The sequence below is a fragment of the Pseudomonas sp. WS 5059 genome (genome assembly GCF_012985525.1).
Lineage (GTDB): Bacteria > Pseudomonadota > Gammaproteobacteria > Pseudomonadales > Pseudomonadaceae > Aquipseudomonas.
Map to the genome: position 1 here is coordinate 810,888 of NZ_JAAQWO010000001.1, position 20,800 is coordinate 831,687.

General features: G+C 60.2%; 14 protein-coding genes and 1 pseudogene. 2 read left to right on the forward strand and 13 right to left on the reverse strand.

The window, feature by feature from the left end; genetic code table 11:
• Window positions 1-2 precede the first annotated feature (2 nt).
• Window positions 3-1,106: a Glu/Leu/Phe/Val dehydrogenase gene (locus HBO12_RS03440; RefSeq protein WP_169951521.1), complete on the forward strand. Its 1,104-nt coding sequence runs from the start codon at window positions 3-5 to the stop codon at window positions 1,104-1,106.
• Between the two features lie 296 nt (window positions 1,107-1,402).
• Window positions 1,403-2,677, forward strand: a pseudogene (locus HBO12_RS03445) (FAD-dependent oxidoreductase).
• Window positions 2,678-2,830: 153 nt separating this feature from the next.
• Here HBO12_RS03445 and HBO12_RS03450 read toward each other — a convergent pair.
• The 13 genes from HBO12_RS03450 to HBO12_RS03510 form a co-directional block, all read right to left on the reverse strand.
• Window positions 2,831-4,129, reverse strand: a complete 1,299-nt coding sequence (locus HBO12_RS03450) for an LLM class flavin-dependent oxidoreductase (RefSeq protein WP_170041446.1) — start codon at window positions 4,127-4,129, stop codon at window positions 2,831-2,833.
• A complete protein-coding gene (locus tag HBO12_RS03455; RefSeq protein WP_170041447.1) occupies window positions 4,126-4,932 on the reverse strand; it encodes an ABC transporter ATP-binding protein in 807 nt (268 codons plus the stop codon). Before HBO12_RS03455 ends, HBO12_RS03450 begins: the two co-directional genes overlap by 4 nt.
• A complete protein-coding gene (locus HBO12_RS03460) occupies window positions 4,929-5,996 on the reverse strand; it encodes a FecCD family ABC transporter permease (RefSeq protein WP_170041448.1) in 1,068 nt (355 codons plus the stop codon). Before HBO12_RS03460 ends, HBO12_RS03455 begins: the two co-directional genes overlap by 4 nt.
• Window positions 5,993-7,150, reverse strand: coding sequence for an ABC transporter substrate-binding protein (locus HBO12_RS03465; RefSeq protein WP_170041449.1), 1,158 nt, complete (start codon window positions 7,148-7,150; stop codon window positions 5,993-5,995). The genes HBO12_RS03460 and HBO12_RS03465 overlap by 4 nt, the downstream gene beginning before the upstream one ends.
• A gap of 5 nt (window positions 7,151-7,155) precedes the next feature.
• Window positions 7,156-9,426 carry a TonB-dependent siderophore receptor gene (locus HBO12_RS03470; protein WP_222932587.1) on the reverse strand — a complete coding sequence of 757 codons (2,271 nt, stop codon included), beginning with the start codon at window positions 9,424-9,426 and terminating at the stop codon, window positions 7,156-7,158.
• Window positions 9,427-9,935: 509 nt separating this feature from the next.
• The gene (locus HBO12_RS03475; RefSeq protein WP_170041450.1) at window positions 9,936-11,354 is read right to left on the reverse strand and encodes an aldehyde dehydrogenase family protein; all 1,419 of its coding nucleotides are present in this window, start codon (window positions 11,352-11,354) and stop codon (window positions 9,936-9,938) included.
• 14 nt (window positions 11,355-11,368) lie between these two features.
• The gene (gene aptA / locus HBO12_RS03480; RefSeq protein WP_170041451.1) at window positions 11,369-12,694 is read right to left on the reverse strand and encodes an omega-aminotransferase AptA; all 1,326 of its coding nucleotides are present in this window, start codon (window positions 12,692-12,694) and stop codon (window positions 11,369-11,371) included.
• On the reverse strand, window positions 12,691-14,208 hold the full coding sequence (locus HBO12_RS03485) for a serine hydrolase domain-containing protein (RefSeq protein WP_169951504.1): 1,518 nt from the start codon (window positions 14,206-14,208) through the stop codon (window positions 12,691-12,693). The genes aptA and HBO12_RS03485 overlap by 4 nt, the downstream gene beginning before the upstream one ends.
• A gap of 64 nt (window positions 14,209-14,272) precedes the next feature.
• Window positions 14,273-15,553, reverse strand: coding sequence for an OprD family porin (locus HBO12_RS03490; RefSeq protein WP_170041452.1), 1,281 nt, complete (start codon window positions 15,551-15,553; stop codon window positions 14,273-14,275).
• A 130-nt stretch (window positions 15,554-15,683) separates the two neighbouring features.
• On the reverse strand, window positions 15,684-17,315 hold the full coding sequence (locus tag HBO12_RS03495; protein ID WP_170041453.1) for an ABC transporter ATP-binding protein: 1,632 nt from the start codon (window positions 17,313-17,315) through the stop codon (window positions 15,684-15,686).
• A 2-nt stretch (window positions 17,316-17,317) separates the two neighbouring features.
• A complete protein-coding gene (locus HBO12_RS03500) occupies window positions 17,318-18,187 on the reverse strand; it encodes an ABC transporter permease (RefSeq protein WP_170041454.1) in 870 nt (289 codons plus the stop codon).
• Window positions 18,184-19,125: an ABC transporter permease gene (locus HBO12_RS03505; protein WP_169951498.1), complete on the reverse strand. Its 942-nt coding sequence runs from the start codon at window positions 19,123-19,125 to the stop codon at window positions 18,184-18,186. Before HBO12_RS03505 ends, HBO12_RS03500 begins: the two co-directional genes overlap by 4 nt.
• 11 nt (window positions 19,126-19,136) lie before the next feature.
• Window positions 19,137-20,705 carry an ABC transporter substrate-binding protein gene (locus HBO12_RS03510; protein WP_169951496.1) on the reverse strand — a complete coding sequence of 523 codons (1,569 nt, stop codon included), beginning with the start codon at window positions 20,703-20,705 and terminating at the stop codon, window positions 19,137-19,139.
• Between the last annotated feature and the right edge of the window lie 95 nt (window positions 20,706-20,800).

Here is a 20,800-nt window from a genome sequence, read left to right on the forward strand (position 1 = left end):
TCATGGCAACCATCACTCATCCAACGTTCGGTGTCTATGAAGTCGAAACTGTAGTGGTAGACAGTCAGAGTTCATTCACGATCGCCTGCTCGCCCCACCGGCATGCGATGCCCAGCAATGGAGGTATCCGTTGGAGTCGATATAAAACACTGTCACATCAAAAAGATGAAGCAATCATGCTGGCAAGTGCGATGGATCTGAAACATGGTTTTTATCGAACCGGCTTCAGCGGCGGGAAAATCGTCGTAAATAGCAGTGCGCTACCTGATGAGGCCCCACACGTATTCGATGCCATCGGAGAAACCCTGAACCGCTATGCCGGCTCGATGTACACAGGGTGTGACATCAATACAAGCAGTGCGCATATGACGTACCTGAGAAAATCCACCCCGTGGATTCTGGATGCCATGGACAGCCCTCAGATCAGCACGTCAATTGCCACCGGATTTGGTGTCTGGAGTGCCCTGAAGGCGGTACTGAAGTGCTCTCCGAGAATCAACGGAACGCCTCTTGTAGCCATTCACGGCATGGGCAAGGTGGGCTTTGAAGTTGCCAGGCAATGTCTCGCCCATGGGTACAACGTGATCGGCTTCGACGTAAAGCCCATTAGCGATATTCCGGCCGGCCTGTGCATGTTGAGCGAGGAGGATTTCTGGTCAAGCGCCCCGGATGTACTGTGCATTGCGTCCCTCTCCAGAATCCTTGATCTGCCCACGGTTGAACGTATACGCGCGCGCTGGGTTATCAGTAGCTCCAACACACCGTTTGACAGTACTCAAGCAGAAGCGAGGCTTCTGGCGCGTGGGGTTGGTTATGTTCCTGATTATGTAAGCAACGCCGGAGCGGTTATCTGTGACAGCATCGAGCGATCGTTCCCTGATGTTTTTCGTGCGATGACACAGGATCAGGCAAACAACTATACAGGGGCATTGATCGGTACCAAGACCGGCGAATTGATCAAACGGGCAGAACTGCTGGGATGCAATATTCCCACACTGTTATCGCGAACCTATTTTCATGCCGGAAATAATGTAGACCTCGACGTATCCCAACGGCACGATCCGTCTATCCACGCTGATATAGACGCGCGCAGCTTCGCGGTTTAGACATAAGAGGACAATGAAGGGGATAGCTGTGGGTTTGTTATAACTTGGCCGCACCGCTGGCCCATCACAAGCATTTAAACTTTAAAGATCTCGCACATACCCAACTTATCTGGAAGAGCCATTCTTCCAACGTATTTAATTTGCTTGACGCGTCACGCAGTAACCGGGACTTCCATTACAACCGAGTCACTACGGCCCACGCGCATATAACACCGCTCGATTACCTGACGAACCCCAAAATATAACTAATTGCAGTGACGTTTTTTGTCGCCCACTTTAATTATCAGGAAGATACGATGCCCCCCAACACGCCAGAGACACACTACGATGTATTAATCATCGGCGGAGGAATACTCGGTCTCGCCAGCGCTTACTATGCGACAGCCAGAGGATTAAAAACATTGATTGTCGATCAGTACGGAATAGGCAACGACACCAATAGTTCCAAAGGCCTGGAGCGAATGTTCCGCTTGATGCAAGACAACGAGTCCGAAGCCCGGCTGGCCGAAGCGTCACTTGCAATATGGACAGAACTGCAGCGCGCGAGCGGAAAAACCCTGCTTGCTTCGGACGACCTTATCTTCTTTGGCCATCGGGATGCGCCGATGACTACCGAAGGTAACGTGTAACACATCAAACACACCATGGATAGCATGGGCATGCCCTACGAATACCTGGACTCCCCCGCCGCTATTCACAAAAGATTTCCGATGTTCAATCTGGCAGCCATGCCTGACGACTACGTAGGCCTGGTGCAGGCGGCAAGCGCGTCCATCAACGTGCAGGAAGCGGCCAGGACTTTTCTATTCGCCGCCCGGCAGACGGACCTCCTGCACGTATTGGATAAGCACGCCGTGATCCAGGTCGCCCCTCTTGAGGACCAGGCTGGCTATACGCTGTTGACTGAGGCTGATGGTCGCTCCGTGACCGTCCACGGAAAACATTTGATCACTTGCCCGGGGGTATGGGCAGATTCGGTGTTGAAGGGCTTTGGTCTCAAGCAAGCGCCCGGTTGGAAGATCTGGAAGATGAGTTACGCCTATTGGCCACTCAAGGAAACCCCCCCGAAGATTCCTATCTGGTTTGAGTTCGGGAATATCGATGCAAGCGACCAAGGTACGTTTTACGGCTTCCCACCGCTGGACTTCTCGCCAGACCGGCACAACATGGTAAAAATGAGCGCCGACTACACCTACGACACTTACGATGCGCCGTCAGCAATTCAACCGGGCGTGAACCCGAGATTGATGGAGGAACTCGTTGCGCACCTGGATCAACTGATTGCCCCCAATGCCGTCGACGCCACTCAATACCAGCATGCGGGGACGTGCCTTTACTCGATGAGCCCGGACGGCAAGCTGGTGATCGGGCGTATCCCGATTGCACCCGGCCAGCAGTCATTCCACGCCGGCGCCTCGATGTGCGTTATGGAGTCAGGCCGAGCCTTCAAATACGCGCCATTGTTTGGACGTATATTGGTTGAACTGGCTGTCGATGGGCACACCCGGTATCAGCACGACCTGGATATATTCTCGTCCACTCGTGATGGGCTGTTCGAACCTTCAACGTAACAGCGCTAAAACGGGGCCCACTACGAAGCGCGGTTGGTGCTCTCCCTTTCGTCTGCGCATCGTCAACACCGGTAGGTGCCCTGCTTCCAGGCAAGGGCACCGTTCACCCTGCACGCCAACAGACCCTGAAGTACCGCCCAAAGAACAACCAGGCTACGGCTTGACCAGGCCCAGGTTTTCCCGGAAGCAGCGTCCTTCGTAACGCCTTCTGAGCAGCCCGCGCTTCTGCAGGAGCGGAACGACCTGCGCCACGAACTCGCTCGCGCCTCCCGGTAGGTGGGAGAACATGACGTTGAATCCATCGGCGGCCTCCTGCTGCAGCCACAGTGCCATCTGGTCAGCGACCATTTCGGCGGTCCCCACCATTTCCAGGCCCTGGTAACCGCAGACCCGCCTTGCCAACTCAAGAACGCTCAAGTTTTCCCGCGCCGCGAGCCGCACCACACGATCACGGCCGCTCTTGCTCGCATTGCTCTCGGGTATTTCAGGCAGTAGGCCTGCCGGATCGTAGGCAGAAATGTCGTGCCCCAACGCAATGGAGAGCGTCGCGAGGCAACTCTGATCATCTACCAGCTCATCCAGCCTCGATCTTTTGCGTTGCGCCTGCTCAAGATTGTCGCCTAATACGACAAGCACTGCGGGAACGATTTTCACCGCATCCGTGCGGCCTGCTGCCACAGCTCGTGATCGCATGTCGGCATAGAAAACCTGCGCAGATGCAAGATCGGTCTGATAAGTAAAAATGACTTCGGCCGTCTCTGCCGCAATCTGCCGCCCCGCTTCGGACGCACCGGCTTGTACTATGACGGGGCGCCCCTGAACAGGTCGAGCTACATTGAGCGGGCCTTTCACCGCGAAGTGAGGGCCTTGGTGATTGAGTGTATGCAGCTTGGCAGGATCAAAGTAGATGCCATTGGCTGCATCCATGCAGAAGGCATCCGCCTCCCAGCTTTCCCAAAGCCCCTCCATCACCTGCGAGAACTCTCGGGCGCGGCGGTACCTTGCGCCATGCTCAAGGTGGGACTGCGCGCCGAAGTTGGCTGCCTCGTTCGGATTACTCGACGTGACCAGATTCCACCCAGCCCTACCTGCACTGATGACATCCAGTGAGGCCAGGCGGCGCGCGAGCATGTACGGTTCGTTATAGGTGGTACTGGCGGTTGCGATCAGCCCGATGTGCCGCGTCACTGCCGCCAACGCCGGAAGCAGTGTCAATGGATCAAGCGTAACCACGCTGGAGCTTCGCATGAGCGTGTCGACGGAACCTGCGCGAACCGCAAGTGAGTCAGGCAGAAAGAGCCCATCAAACCGACCCTTCTCAAGGATTCTGGCGAACCACTTCATGTGCTCGAAGCGTCTGTGGAAGTCGGGTATGGCACCCGGATAGCGCCAAGCGCCGGCATGAATGCTGGGCATGGCCAACAGGATGAGTTTCTTGATTGGTCTGGTCATTGTAGGGTGCTCGACATGGAATTCGGTGCTCGCAAAGACCGATCCACAATCAGGAATGGAGCCCCTTGCGAGCAGTATTCGAGGCGCGCTTGCACGCCGTAGACTTTTTCCAGCAACGCCGGTGTCAGGACATCGAGGGGGCGGCCGGTGGCATGCACCCGCCCTTGATGAAGGACCACCACGTGGTCCGCGAAGCGCAATGCGTGATTGATGTCGTGAATGGCCATGACGACGCACATCGAGCGCGCTCGCGCCAACCGACGCAATAAATCGAGCACATCGAACTGGTTTTGCAAATCCAGTGCGCTCGTGGGCTCATCCAGTAACAAGACACTGGGTGCGCGGATCATTGCCTGGGCAATCGATACAAGTTGCCGTTGGCCGCCGCTCAATGCGGCCAGCTCGCGGTCGGCGAGCACGTTAATCTCCAGCGTCTGGAGCATACGGGTGACCTCATCCAACTCACTGCCGTCAACGCCCCAGCCGCTGCCCTGCTTGCTCGCAAGCAGCACTGCTTCAAACACTCGCAGCGAGGAGTTCATGGAAATATCCTGGGGGACGTGTGCGGGGCGGTTGCGATGATGAATGGACCAGGTCTCGACAGCCTGCCCTGCCACAGTCACGGTGCCTGCGCCACCCAGCTCGCCCGCAATCCGGCGCAGCAGCGTGGACTTACCGGCAGCGTTCGAACCCAGCAGCGCCGTGATGCTACCCGCCGCCATGGGCCCGAAGCTGACGTTCTGCAATACCGCATGGCCGTCGAAGGCTACCGACACGTCCGCGATGTTGAGCAGTGCAGTCATCGCGTCTTCGCTCGCAGAATCAACGCAAAAAACAAGGGCACGCCCACCAGGGATGTCACTATTCCAATCGGCAGGGTTTGCCCGGCGACCAGCGATTTGCTCAGTACCGAGGCCGCCGACAGCATGCATGCCCCACATAGCGCAGAGGCAGGAAGGAGAAAGCGCTGGTCCTCGCCTACCAGCATTCGGGCAATATGCGGCCCCACCAATCCAACGAACCCGATGGTGCCCACAAAAGAGACGCAGATAGAGGCGAGCAGACTGCTGAGCAGAATGCCACGCAGGCGCAGGCGCGCTACGGGAATCCCCAAAGCCGTCGCCCGGGCCTCTCCGAGTTGTAATGCCGTCAACGCCCAGGACTGGCGGGCGAACGTAAACGATACGATCAGGAGAATGACACTCATGATGCCGAGCTTGGGCCACGTAGCACGCGAAAGACTGCCCATTGTCCAGAAGACGACAGCAGACAGCGCCTGTTCGGGACCGATGTACTGCAGCGCCTCCAGCAGTGCCGAGAACGTGAAGACCAGGGTCGTGCCCAACAGTATGATCATTTCGGTGGTGATACCGCGTTTGCGACTCAGGCGATGAATGAACAAGGCCGCTGCCATCGAAACGAGGAACGCATTGACGGGGATGGCGTAGGCGACGGCCGAAGCAGGCAGAACGCTTACCCCCAATATCAGACCGAGTGCGGCGCCAAAACTCGCCGCGGCCGACAAGCCCAAGGTGAACGGGCTCGCCAGGGGGTTGCCGAGCACTGTCTGCATTTGCAAACCCGCAATCGACAGACTCGCGCCGACGACCAGAGCCGATAGCGCCACGGGTAGTCGGATGTCCCAAAGTATCACGCTCACCTGGCTCGACGACGCGTCTTGCATCAAGACGGACAGCAGCTCCATCAACCTGTAATGCGCCGGGCCTATGGAAAGGTCGATCATGAAAAACACAAGGGTAAGCAGGCCAATGCCGACGATCATGCTCAAGCGGCGTTTCGCCAGGCGGCTGTATAAGCTCCGCCCGCGGGTGAGTTCGGCCTGTGTGCCGATGGCTTGCTTCGTCATAGTGATGCTCCATCCAGGCTCAGCCAATAACCGGGCTGATAAGGAACCGGAAGAAAACGCGCGTGGAACTCGCGAAACGTAGCGTCCGGATCCAGCGATGCGAAGAGTTCGGGATGAAGCCACTTTGCTATCCGCTGCAGTGCGACAAAGTAATACGGATTGTCATAGAAGGGATGCCAGATGGCGTGGACCCTCCCCGCCTTCACCGCCGACAACGAACGATATGCCGGCCGGCGCATCAACCGGCGCAAACGCACGAGCCCTTGCGCGGAGTCGGCGCCGGGTCCGAGGTTGACCCAGTCTCCCGCAGGTGAATAAAGCGACCAATTTGCGCCGGTCACCAGGATGACATCCGGGTCGCTGGCAATAACCTGCTCGGGATGCAAGGTACCAAAAGTACTGTGCAGGAAATGAGAACCGAGGTTGTCACCTCCAGCGACTGTCACAAGCTCACCGAAATTGCCTTCGCCGTAAGTCAGGCAACAGTCGTCATACAGACCTGCGGCACGCTCGACCATTACACGAGGCCGCATTCGAACGTTTTCCAATGGCACCGTGACACGTTCGATCTGCTCTTGGCGAAAACGCAGGAATTCGTCGGCACGATCGGTTCGCCCAAGCAGTGCACCGAGGATCTGCACGCTTCGCACGGTGTTATCAAACATCTTGGTGCGAAAATCAACGAACACGATCGGAATGCCCACCTGTGTCAACCGTGCCATCAGGCCCGACGACTCGGCGGCGGCCTTTGAACTGAGGTTCATGATCACCACGTCCGGCGCCAACGAAATCGCTAATTCGCTACCAATGGAGTCAAGCGTCGCGGCCGGAAACGATGGAATGCGGCCCATCTCGGGAAACTTCCGCAGATATGCCCGATAGCCATCCAGGTCCGCAGCCTTGAAGTTCTCGCCCCAACCCACAACATCAGCAAATGGCCGGTCCGGAAGCAGCACCGCCAAGACGTAAGCCAGCGTGCCATCCCCCAGCAGCACCCGCTCCACAGGTCGATCTATGCGTACATCACGGTCAGCAACATCCTTGAATGACACACGTGCGGGCGCAGCGGTGAGACTTCGAGAAAGGCTGATCAACATTCCAGCCGCCATCAGGCGCCCCAGAACACGGCGCCTTGAATACAGAACATCGCCCATTTGGCTCACCAGCGGTAAGTGAGAGAAGTGGTGGCCGTGCGATCCTGCCCGACAAAGCAATACAGGGCCGAGGTACAACTTGCGACGTATTCCTTGTTAGTCAGGTTGCTGACATTGAGCGCCAGCGAAGCGCCTTCAAGCGAAGGCGCAATTGAACCCAGTTCATAGTTCAACGCCAGATCAAAAAGCGTGACCGCCGGAACCTTGAACGTGTTCGCTGGATCGCCGTACGACGCGCCCAGGTAACGCGAGCCTGCTCCGATTTTCAGGCCGGACAAAGATCCGCGCCCTATGAGGTAATCAAGCCACAGGGCAGCGCTGTGTCGGGGGGTTTGTGTCAGGCTGTTGCCTTGGTAGGTCGTATCCTGGACCAAGGCGTTATCCAGGTAACTGTAACTGGCAAGCAGATTAAGATTTTCGACCAGCTCGGCAGTGGCTGAAAGATCGACACCACGGCTGCGCACCTTGCCCGCCTGGGTGTTGAACCCCAGATGGGCCGCATCGGCGGTTTTGACGTTGGTCTGTTCCAGATTGTAAATGGCGGCCGTCAGCAATGTTCTGGAGTCCGCGGGGTGAAACTTGATGCCTATCTCCGTTTGTGTCGTTTCAGTCGGGACGAACGCACTCCCGTTGTAACCGCTGCCTATCAACGGATTAAAAGACGTGGCATAGCTCACATAGGGAGAAATGCCGTTGTCAAACTGGTAACTCAGGCCTGTTCGCCCCGACCACTTCCCGTTGTTCATCTTGGTGGAGACCGAAGTAGGGGAATAACTTCGCGTCACGTCGTCTGTTTCGGATTTATCGTAGCGTGTGCCCAACGTCAGACGCCATCGGTCATAAGAAATCTGATCCTGTACATAGACGCCCAAGCGATCGAACTCCTGTTTCTCGGACCAAGGTGCTGCGCGGCTTGCCGTGAAGTCTGGTTTGACATGCGGGCGATAGTCCGAGCCGTAGGGGTCAACAAGATAAGGGCCACTGCTATAGAGGGCACTGGTTACAGTGCCCGAGGCAAAATCGGCACCCACGATAACGTCGTGCTTAGTAGGCCCGAGCTGGAGGCTGCCACTGACATAGTTGTCCATCGAGAACGTATTGGAACTGGAGGGGGAAATCTCATAAGTGTTTTTTAGCAGTGGCTTGCCATTGACCACCGAATACCCGTAGACAACGCTTCTTTGCAAATCCGAGGCGATATGCATGTAGCGCATAGTGCTCGTCACCTTCCAGTCGTTGTCGAAAGAGTGGGTGAAGTTGGAGCTGATGTAATTCTGTTCGCGGGACGAGTCATCAAACGACATATCCCGGTAGTTCCTGTCCCGATCTATTGATGGATAGGGACTTTTATTCAGCCCAAGCAGATTGGCTGGCAAAGAGTTGTAGTTCGGTATTTCGGGCTCCCGAGAGTGAACAAGCTGGACAGTCCAAGAGGTTTGCTCCGTCGGCTGCCACGTCAGCGAAGGCGCAAGGTAGAGCCTTTTGTGGTGTACATCTTCGATCTGGTCATTCGCCTTCAACCCTGTCGCGGTAAAGCGATAGAGCAGCGTCCTGTCACTGTCGAGTGGACCGGTTGAATCCACGCCAAGAAACGTACGGCCGAAGCTGCCAAATTGTGTCGTGACCTCATGCGACTCCACCTCTTGGGGCTTGCGAGTTACCTGGTTGACTATGCCTCCGCCGGTTGATTGCCCATAAAGATAGGACGACGGTCCTCGCAATACTTCGACACGCTCCAGTGTGTAGGGATCGACCTGGGGCGACCAACTGCCAGGGTTACTGATTAAGCGCAGCCCGTCCAAATAGTAATCGGCTTCGACGCCGCGGATTTTCGTGAAGTCGAGCTGATCTCCGAAGGCCCCGTATTTTTCGCTATTGGCGCCTGCCGTATAGCGCAGTGCCTGGCTGGTCGTTTTTATTTGCTGGGTATCCATCTGCTCGCGCGTGACTACCGACACGGATTGAGGAATTTCCAGGATCGAAGTGTCGGTCTTGCTGCCCAACCCGGATTGTTCCGCAACATAACCGTGTACGAGACCGGATTCGCCTCCCTTGGTGCTCACCCCAGTGACACTGGTGGCCGGCAAGGTGACCACACCTGCAACGGGTGGGATTGGATCATTCTCGGTCGTGCGCTGCGCAAGGTCATCAGCGTGAGCCATTTGATAAGCACACAGGGTTAGCGCAGAGGCGATCACCGCACACTGCTGGGCGGTGCGGAAAAAGTAGTTTGGTTTCGAGCATGGAGAGGGATGAATCAGCGGCCAGTTGTTCATTCTGTACACGGCGTCAAGCGGATTGGGAGGCAAATCCTATCCACTGACTGACTGACAGTCAATGTAAATGAGAAGTAACATTAACTGTGCCTTGCGTGCCTGTGTAACCACTGCAGCTCAATTACCGGGCGGGACTTGTATGGACCCGTGCAACGAGGGTGCTGCCGCGCCTGCGCAACGATGTGAAAATGCCCCCAAAGCCACCATTTTCCGCAGAAGGGATAAGGCATCATGTCGATGCCCATTGGCCAACAGTTCAATATCATGGGGTGATCCAAGACATGCATGAACTTGGTGATGCTTACCACCGCGTAGCGTGCCCGGGCCACCCTTTGATGAGCGATCAACGACGACATTCTGTCGGAAATCGCCACTCAAGAACCTGATACACCTGGGGGCAAAACGGGGGCATATCTGAAACTTATCTGCCTGAAAACACAGCGCTAGAGCCTAGTCAAAATATTCTCCGGCGATCCTGACAGCCTCTGATAAACCGCCTGCGCAACCCGCTAATAGCCAAACAACGACTTACTCTCCAGATACTCATCAAACCCACACTCCCCCCACTCGCGGCCGTTGCCCGACTGTTTGTAGCCGCCAAACGGTGCAGCCTGGTCGGCGCGGGCGCCATTGAGGTGGACCATGCCGGTACGCAGTTGACGGGCAATCCCCAGGCTGCGTTCAAGGCTGGCCGAGGTGACGTAACCGGACAGGCCGTAGGGGCTGTCGTTGGCGATGGCGATGGCCTCGGCTTCGCTGTCATACGGGATGATTGCCAGGACCGGGCCGAAGATTTCCTCACGCGCCACCAGCATGTCCGGGGTGACATCTGCAAATATCGTCGGCTGCACGTAGTAGCCACGCTCAACGCCTTCAGGCCGACCTGGCCCCCCGGCGACCAATCGCGACCCTTGGGCAATGGCCTGGGCGATCATGTGCTGTACCCGTTCGTACTGCATGGCGTTGGCGATAGGGCCAATGGCCGTGCTGGGGTTGCTGTCGTCGTAACACACCTGCGCGAGCACGTGCTGGGCAATCTCAATCACCGCCTGTTGCTGTGCACGTGGCACCAACAGGCGTGTCGGTGCATTGCACGATTGGCCGCTGTTACGCATGCAGCCCAACACCCCATGGCGCACTGCGCTGGGCAGGCTGGCATCGTCGAGCAGGATATTGGCGGATTTGCCGCCCAGCTCCTGGGACACTCGCTTGACCGTCTGTGCCGCCGCCTGGGCCACTGCAACGCCGGCGCGGGTGGAGCCAGTGAAAGACACCATGTCCACCTCCGCATGGCGCGCCAGCGCAGCGCCCACCCCCGGGCCGTCGCCGTTGACCAGGTTGAATACCCCTGCGGGCACCTCGGCCTCATGCAGCACCTGGGCAATGATCCGGGCTGACAACGGCGCACGCTCGCTGGGTTTGAGCACCACGGTGCAGCCCACCGCCAGCGCTGGCGCGAGCTTGCAGGTGAGTTGATTGAGTGGCCAGTTCCAGGGCGTAATCAGGCCGCACACGCCGATGGGCTCGCGCACCACCAGGGTGCTGCCCAGGCGCCGTTCGAAGCGGTACTCGCGCAACACTTCCAATGCCTGCATCAGGTGGCCCAGGCCAGCCGGCACATGGGCGCTGCGGGCCAGGGACAGCGGCGCGCCCATCTCCAGGTGAACCGCTTCGATCAACGCTTCGCTGTGGCGCTCGTAGGCTTCGATAATGCGTTGCAGCAGTTCGATACGCGCCTTGAGCGAACTGGCGGCGAACCCCGCAAACGCTTGCCTGGCCGCGCCGACCGCACGCTCCAGGTCATGGCTGTCGCCAAGGATGATGCGCGCTACCACCTGCTCGGTGCGCGGGTTTACCACGGATTCGATGGTGGTGCCGTGGGGCTTGACCCAGGCGCCGTCAATGTAGAACTCAAACAGATCCGACATCCCTTGCACTCCCTTCAGGCAACGTGTTTCAGGGCGCTGCCCAGGGTGTCGAACACCAGGGCAATCTCCTGCGGGCTGATGAGCAGTGGCGGCGAAATCACAATTGTGTCGCCCGAGCCGCGCACCAGTACGCCGTTCTCGAAGCACCACTGCGCAACCTCGCTGCCCCGTGCGCCTGGAAACCCTGGGCGCGGCTCGAGTTCAACGGCGCAGAGCAGGCCGATAGCACGTACGTCCAGCACCGCGCCGACGCCCTGCAGCGCAAGTGCACTCGACTGCCACAGCCCACTCACGGCGTTGACGTGTTGGTTGATGCCCAATTCGCGATGCACCTCAAGGGTCGCCAACCCGGCTGCGCACGCCAGCGGGTGCGCTGAATAGGTGTAGCCGTGCATCAGTTCGATGACAGTGGCCGGCCCGGCCATGAACGCCTCATACACCGCACCGCTGACCAGTACGCCGCCCATGGGCACCGCGCCGTTGGTCAGGCCTTTGGCCGTGGTGATCAGGTCCGGGAGCACGCCGAAGGCTTGCGCGGCAAAGGGGGCGCCGACGCGGCCAAAGCCGGTGATCACCTCGTCGAAAATCAGCAGCACGCCGTGCCGCGTGCAGATCTCGCGCAAACGTTGCAAATAGCCCAGGGGCGGCGGATAAACGCCGCCGGAGCCGGTCACGGGCTCGACGATCACGGCGGCCACGGTGCTCGGGTCCTGGATATCCAGCAACTGTGTCAACGCGTCGGCGTAACTGGCGCCCTGTTGCGGCTGCCCGACGCTGAAACGCATGCCGGCGTCATAGGGCAACGGCAGGTGCGAGACCTCGCCCAGCAGTGGGCCAAAGTCACGCTTCTGACGGCCGATACCAGAGACCGACAGCCCACCGAAGCCCATGCCATGGTAGCCCTTGGCGCGCCCGATAAACTTGGTCCGGCGGCAATCGCCACGCGCCTGGTGATAGGCCCGCGCGATCTTCAGCGCGGTGTCCACCGCTTCAGACCCTGAGTTGGTGAAAAACACCTGCTCCATGCCGGCGGGGCTGACGTCGATCAGGCGCTCGGCCATCTCCAGGGCCTGGGGGTGGCTCATCTTGAATGACGAGACAAAGTCCAGGCGCCCCGCAGCTTCGCGAATCGCCTCGACGATTTTCGGCTGGCCGTGCCCGGCATTGACGCACCACAGCCCGGCCATTGCATCGAGTACCCGGCGCCCGTCGGTGGTGGTGTAGTACATGCCATCGGCACTGGCGAACATCATCGGCTGTTGCTGGAACTGGCGCATCGGCGTGAATGGCGCCCAGAACCCGCGATTCACGCGCGCTGAAGGCTGGGAAAGATCGTTCATAGAGACTCCTGCAAAGCAATGATGGGATGGCCGGTCAGCGTCGGGCGCTGCAACGGGCCTGCGTTAACGTTGACGCTGCGGTCCACAGACAACCTGCCGTGTTCGATACGGCAGGTGACCCGGTCACAAAACGCCGTCTCGACAAACTGCCAGGTCATGCTCAACACCCCCGCTTCGGTCCAGCGCGCCTGCGCCACCACCGGGGTGAGCTCCGGCTGGTATTGGTGATGCAGATAGTGGCCGGTCATGCTGGTCCGGCTTTCGATGCCGGCCACGAGCCCGGCACGAATGCAATGGGTGCCACGGGGGTCGGTGAGGTAGAAATCACAATGCTCTGGGCCAAACTCCAGGCGCACTTCGCTGACCTGGTCTTCGTTGGCCTGCATGACGAACGTGCCACTGAATTCGGCCTGGCGCGGCGAACTCGCGGCGCCAGACATGACGGGCCGCTGTTGCCGCGCCAGCAGCGCCGCCAACCCGGCATCCGTCGCGCCGTCAGTGGGCACACCCAGCGCCGGCACCAGATGCTCCCACAGCAGGCTGTGCAAGCGCCGCTCGCCCAGCGCCAGCCCGGCGGTGAAGGCAATCACCGCGTTATGGCGCGGTAACACGATGCACTGCTGGCCAAACACTCCGGAGGCGTAGTAACCACCGTGCAGGGTCATCCACCACTGGTAGCCGTAGCCTTCGCGGCGCGTGACAGCCGCGTCGCTCGACTCGTCACGGCCCAGGTAGCGCTTGCCATCGAAGGCGCCCATCCATACATCGTCGACATGCCCACGGGTCGCGTCGGCCACCCATTCCCGGGACAGCAATTGCTGCCCTTCCCAATGACCTTGTTGCAAGTGCAGCACGCCGAACTTGAGCAAGTCCTCGGTGCGGCAACTGAGGCCGTTGCCCCCGGTGTTGAAGCCGCCCGGTGCAAGGTCCCACTCGATGGGCCCCATGCCCATGGGCTGGAAGATGCGCGCGTTGCACAGGGCGTACGCCGTCTGGCCGCTGACCACACTGACAATCGCCGAGAGCATGAAGCTTGACGCACTGCTATAGATGAACCGCTGCCCTGGCGGGTCTTCGACCGGCTCATTGAGGAACAACCGCACCCAACTGTCAGTGCGCCCGCGCCAGGCGCCACCGGAGATGCCCTGGCGATGCCCGGTGCGCATGGTCAGCAGATCCCGTACGGTCATGGCCGCCAGGTTAGCGCTGATGGAGGCCGGGCAATCGGCGGCAAAAAAGTCCACCACCTTGGCATCCAGCGACAACACACCGTCATCCACCAACAGCCCGACCGCCATGGACACCCAGCTTTTGGTCGCCGAGTGCTGAACATGCAAGCGTGCGGCGCTATAAGGCGCCCAGAACGCTTCGGCCACTACCGCGCCATCGCGGTACAGCATGAAACTGTGTAACTCCAGGCCCGCAGCGTTCACCGCATCGATGAAATCACTCACGCCACGCGCCGATACACGTTGTTGACTGGGCAGTGCCCGGCGCAACGGCAAACTCGTCATCTGATCTATCCCCTCATTTGCACTGCTTGGGCGTGCAACAGGCTGCTGTTGCACGCCATTACCGCTACCAGAGCGCCACGGTGTAGCCCAGGATCACTCGGTTTTCGTTGGTGTCACGGGCGAAGTTGCTGGTGGCGCTGGCGTTCTGCCAACGCAGCGATACGTCCTTGAACGTACCGCTCTGCACCACATAGCCCAGGCTCAAGTCCCTCTCCCACTCGCGCCCTTCGCCGTCAAAGCCGATGACCTTGGCGTTATCGCCCTTGGCGTAACGCGTGGAGAACAGCAGGCCCGGAATGCCCAGCGCAGCGAAGTCATAGTCGTAGCGGGCATGCCACACGCGCTCGCGGGTCTGGGAGAAGTTGGCCAGTTGGTACTCGCTGAACAGGTAAGTGTTGGTACCGTCCACATAGGTGAACGGCGTCGAACCGTACTGCTCCTGGTAACCGCCACTGAGGTTGTGGCCGTACAGGCCATAGCCGATGCGCGTGCTCAGCGCCCGGTTATCCACCTTGCCGGCCAGGGCGGCGGCGTCTTCGCTGGCGCTGAAGTAGCGGATGTCCGTCTTCAGGGTGCCCGGGCCCCACTTGAGGCTGTTTTTCAAGCCCAGGTAATGCTGTTGGTACAGGCTTTCCAATTGTGCGAACTGGTAAGTCACGAAGGTCGTCGGCGTGAGTGCGTATTCGCCGCCGGCGAAGCGGAATTCATCGCTTTTGGCGCTGCTTTTGTAGGCGCCGTATTGGCTGGTAAGCCCCATGTCCTCGTAGTGGGTCGAGTCGCGCTGCTTGACCTGATCCAGTTGACCGGCGGTCAGGGTCAGCTTGTCGATGTCCTTGGAGGTGAGTGCCGTGCCGCTGAAACTCTGCGGGAACAGGCGGCTCAGGTTCGGCTGCAGGGTCGGCAGGTCTGGCACCATGTAACCCACGCGCAACTCGCTCTTGGCCAGGCGCGCCTTACCGGTGAGGCCAAGTTTGGAGTAGTTGTCATGGGCTCGGCGGGCGTAGCTGGGAGCGCCGGGCTCGGCCATGCTGGAGCGCGCCAGCAGCCCGGTGCCGGAGTTGTCCGGGCTCGAATCGAGCTTGATGCCCAACATCCCGACCGCGTCCAGGCCAAAGCCCACGGTACCGTCGGTAAAACCCGACTCGAGCTTGAGGATAAAACCCTGTGCCCATTCGGCACGCTTGTTCTGCCCGCTGGATTCGCGGTAGTCGCGGTTGAAGTAGTAGTTCTTCAATTCCAGCGCGGCTTTGCTGTCGGCGATGAAGTCGGCCTGGGCAAACAGGGGCATGAAACCGGCCCCCATGACGCTGGCACTGGCGACGACTTTGTTGATGCGGTTATTCATGTGTAGGTTCCTGGCAGACAGGTTGAGTGGAGTTGTTTTTGTTTTCTTCGGCCATGGCTTCGCCCGCTTCGCAAATCGGCGATTTGCGAAGGGTTGGGTTTTGATGCCGTGGCCTGGGGTGCAGCAGTACCTAAATCACACTGGCACGGAGGCGGTAGCTGCCGTCCGCGCGTTTCTCCAAGGGGCTGGCCGCCGCAAGTAGCCGGCGGGTGTAAGGGTGTTGCGGGGTGTCGAAAATCGTGTCACGCGGGCCCATTTCGACCACCTCGCCCTGGTTCATCACCGCCACGCGGTGGGCAATACGCTCCACCGCCGAGAGGTCGTGGGAGATGAACAGGCAGGCAAAGCCATATTGGCGTTGCAGACGCTCGAACAGTTCGAGGATCTGTTTCTGGATGGTCATGTCCAACGCCGAAATCGGCTCGTCGGCAATCACCAGCTTGGGCCGGCGCACCAGCGCCCGGCCGATCGCCACGCGCTGGCGTTGCCCGCCGGAGAGTTGATGGGCAAAGCGCTCGCGAAACTGTTCGGGCAAGCCCACGTCGACCAGGGTGTCGGTGACCCGCTGACGTTTTTGCGCGGCCGTCAGGGCCGGCTCATGGCGCAGCGGCTCGGCGAGGATCTGGCCGACCGTCATGCGCGGGTCGAGGGACGAATACGGGTCCTGGAAGATCATCTGGCATTGCAGGCGATGCGCGCGGTTGGCGGCGTTGAGGATATCCACGCCCTGGAACAGAATCGCCCCGGCGCACGGGTTGACCAACCCGACGACCGCACGCCCCAGGGTGGTCTTGCCCGAACCGCTGCCACCGACCAGGGCCAGGGTCTCGCCCGGCGCGATGCTCAGGTTCACCGAGTGCACCACGCGCTTGGGCACGCTGCGCCCCCAGAAACTCCGTGGCCCCGGGTGCTCGATACACACATCCCGGACCTGCAGCAACGGGCTGTCGGTCGCCGGCAATGGCCCCAGCGTCCCACGCCGGGGCAGCGCTTCGAGCAACTGCCGGGTGTATTCAGCCTTGGGGGCAAAGAGGATGTCTTCGATACGGCCCTGCTCCACCGCCTTGCCCGAGCGCATCACCACCACTTTATGGGCATACCGCGCCACCAGGGACAGGTCGTGGCTGATGAACAGGATCGCGGTGCCCTGCTCGCGGGTCAGCTCCAGCATCAACTCGATCACGTCCAGTTGCGCCAGGCAGTCCAGGGCCGTGGTCGGTTCGTCGGCGATCAGCAGCGCCGGGCGCAGCAACATCACCGAAGCCAGCATGATGCGTTGGCGCATGCCGCCGGAGAATTGGTGCGGGTAGGATGCCAGGCATTTTTCGCCGTCCTTGATGCCGATGCGTTGCAGCATGGCGATGCAGCGCCCGTGGATCGTCGCCGCATCCAGCGCGGTATGCAGCTTGAGCGCCTCGCTCATCTGCCGGCCAATGGTCAGCGCGGGGTTGAGCGAGACCATCGGCTCCTGGAACACCATGCCGATCCGCGCACCACGCACCGTACGCATGGCCTTGGCATCGCTGCTGTCCAGCGCTTGCCCCTGGAACAGGATGCGCCCGCCGCACACTTGCATGGGGGCCGGCAGCAAGCCAATGGCGGCGCGGGCGGCCATGGTCTTGCCGCTGCCAGACTCGCCCACCAGGGCGACGATTTCGCCAGGGGCCATGGTGAAGCTGAAGTCGTCGACGGCCAGCGGACCGTCCACGCCAACGCGAATCTGCAGATTTTCAACGGCCAGTAAAGGCACTGGAGCGCTCATGCTCATTTCCTCATGCGCGGGTCGAGACGATCACGCAACGCATCGCCGAACAGATTGATAGCCAGCAACGTCAGGCTGATAAAGATGCCCGGGAAGATCCCCAGCCACGGCGCCGTCGAGATATAGGTGCGGCTTGCCGAGAGCATGCTGCCCCAGGTCGCGGCCGGCGGTGGCACCCCGAGGCCGAGGAAGCTCAACGCGCTCTCCGAGAGCAACGCCCAGCCAAACATACTGGTGGCCAGTACACACAGGGGCGCCAGGCAGTTGGGGGTGATGTGGCGGAACATGGTGTACAGCTCGGAGTTGCCGATCACCCGCGAAGCCTCGATGAACTCCAGCTCACGCAGTGACAGCACGCTGCCGCGCACCACCCGCACCACCGATGGGGTGTAGGCGATGCCCAGGGCGAGCACGATGCCGTACTGGCTGGCGCCGACAATCGCCATGATGCCCAGGGCCATGAGGATGCCGGGGAACGCCAGCAACGCGTCGTTGAGCATCATCAGCACCCGGTCGGTCCAGCCGCGCAGGTAACCGGCGAGCATGCCGATCACCGTGCCGCAGATCACCGCCACGCTGACCGAGAGCAGGCTGATCCACAAGCTGGTACGCGCGCCAATGATCAGGCGGCTGAACACATCGCGGCCAAACTCGTCGGTGCCAAGCCAATGCACGGCACTCGGTGCGTGCAGGCGTGAGAGCAGGTCCAACTTGAGCGGGTCGTAAGGCGTCCACACCACGCCGAGCAATGCCAGTAACACCAGGACCGCGAGCAAGCTGCCGCCGATCAGGGCGTTGAGCGGCGGGTAACGCCGGCGCCGCCGAGGCGAGATCGCCGCCACGGTGGGCAAGGCAGGAGTCTTGAGGTTCATAGCTTCACCCTTGGATCGAACAGCGGATACAGCAGATCCACCAACAGGTTGACCAACACATAGATGCAGGTGACCAGCAGCAGGCACCCCTGCAGCACCGGGTAGTCGCGGGAGAAGATCGCATCGACCATCAACCGGCCGATGCCGGGCAAGGTGAACACGGTTTCCAGCACCGCAATGCCGCCGAGCAGGTTGCCCAGGATCAGGCCAATCAAGGTCCAGGTCGGCGCAAATGCGTTGCGCAAGGCGTGTCGCCACAGCACCGCGCTTTCCGACAAGCCCTTGGCCCGGGCATGGGCGATGTACTCCAGGCGTAGCACCTCGATGGTGCTGGCCCGGGCCATCCGGGCAATGGCGCCGAACTCCACCAGCGTCAGGGTGATGATCGGCAGCACCACATAGGTCAGCGCCTTCATAGGGTCGGTGGCGAAGCCGACGTAACCGATCACCGGCAACCAGCCCAACTGAATGCCGAAGACATACAGCAGCAGCAAGCCCAACCAAAAGCTCGGCACCGACAGCAACAACGTTGCCGTCGCCACCAGCCCGAGGTCCATCGCACTGTTTTGCTTCCAGGCTGCGAGCAAGCCCACCGGCACCGCGAGCAGGGTCGCCAGCAACACCGCCACCAGCACCACGGTCGCACTGACGCTGAAACGCTCGACCAACAACTCCAGCACCGGCTGACGGCTGCTGATGGACACCCCAAGGTCGCCACTGAGCACCGACTTGATCCAGATCAGGTACTGGGTCACCACTGAGTGGTCCAGGCCCAGGCTGCTGCGCATGTCGGCCAGGCTTTGCGGGTCGGCCATGTCACCCAGCATCAACAGTGCCGGGTCGCCGGGGATCAGGCGGATCAAGGCAAATACAATCACCGAGATCAGCAACAGGGTCGGCACCGCCATGCCGAGCCTGTGCAATATGAATCGAAACATAGCGCTACGCCTTACTTGGAAGTGTCGGCCAGCTTCACGCCCCACAGGCGCGGCTTGGCAACGGGCCAGGAACGATAACCCTCAACGCGCTTACCCATGGCGCCGATGGCAGTGCCGTTGTAGATGACCACCATGGGCACATCCTTGAGCATCAGCGTGTGCAGCTGGTCGAACAGTGGCCGGCGCTTGGCAGGGTCAACTTCCCGCTGGGCCTCGCGCAAAATCGCCAGGGCCTGGGGGTTGTCCCAGACTTTACGCGGCTCCTTGTCCTTGTCGCCGATCACCGATTCGTAGCTTTGCGCCGCATCGAAACGCCCCGAATAGGAGAACGACATCATTTGGTAGCTACCGCTCTGGTAACGCTCCAGCTGCGTGCCCCACTCCAGGGTTTCCATCTCGATGTTCAGCCCTGCTGCCTGGGTCATGGCCTGGCTGAGCAAGCCCATGTCGAACATCTGCGGGTAGCGCTTGTTGACCAGCATGCGGATTTTTTCCCCGCGGTAGCCGGCCTCTTTCAACAAGCGCCGGGCCTCGTCGAGGTTGTAGGTGTAACCCTGGTGCGCGATGCCGTCGTAGTACGGGCTCGCGGTGGGAATCACTGAGTTGTTGACCACCGACAAGCCATCGGACAACGCCGCCACCATCTGCGCGTAATCCAGGGACAAGGCCACCGCGCGCCGGATGCGCACATCCTTGAGCAGCGGGTCGCGGGTCTGGAACAACAGGCCGCTGATGGTCATGATCGGGCTGACCTGGATCTGCAGGTTCTTGACCTGCTTGAGTTGCGCGGCATCCATCGCGGTCACGTCCGGCAGCAGGTCCACGCCACCTGACAGCAGCGCGGCCTTGGCCGAGGCTGCATCGGGGATCACCTGGAAGCGCACGGTGTCGACAAACGCCTGCTTATTGCCGGTGTAACCGTCCGCCTCGCCTTCGGCACGCGGGGTGTATTGCTTGAAGCGATCCAACTCGACGTACTGGCCCTTCTGCCATTTGCCCAGGGTGAACGGGCCGGTGCCAATCGGTGCGCGCCAACTGCCATCGGCGGCCAGGGAGTCTGGGTGCAGGATGCCGCTGCCGGCACAATCCGGACGGGCCATGGCGGCCAGGAACAAGCCATTGGCCTGGTCCAGGGTGAACACCACGGTTTTCGGGTCTGGGCTTGAGACATCGACGATCTTGGCCGCGCCGCGCCCATCGAACTCCGCCAGGCAACGCCACTGGGTCTTGGGATCGAGGTAGCGCTGCCAGGTCCATTGCACCTGCTTGGCCGTCAATGGCTGGCCGTTCTGGAAGAGAACGCCGTCGCGCAGGGTAAAGGTGTAGCGCAGGCCATCGGCCGAGACGGCAACCGCACTGGCCAGCATCGGTGCGATGCTGGTGTCTTCACGGTATGCCACCAAGCCTTCGACGATATGCATCATCACCGCGTCGGTATTGTCGTCCCGGTTGACCCCTGGGTCGCTGCTGCGGATATCACCGTTGATGCCGACACTGATGACCTGGTCTTGGGCAACGGCCATGGAAAAGGCGCACGCCGACATCGCAACGGCCACTGCCGTCTTTACGTAACTATTCACGGGAGAAAGACTCCTTGAAGAAATTTTCCGGTCAGTGGCGAGGGCCAAGGCAGGACCGGCATCAGAATGAGTGAATCCTTGGTTATTGTTATACG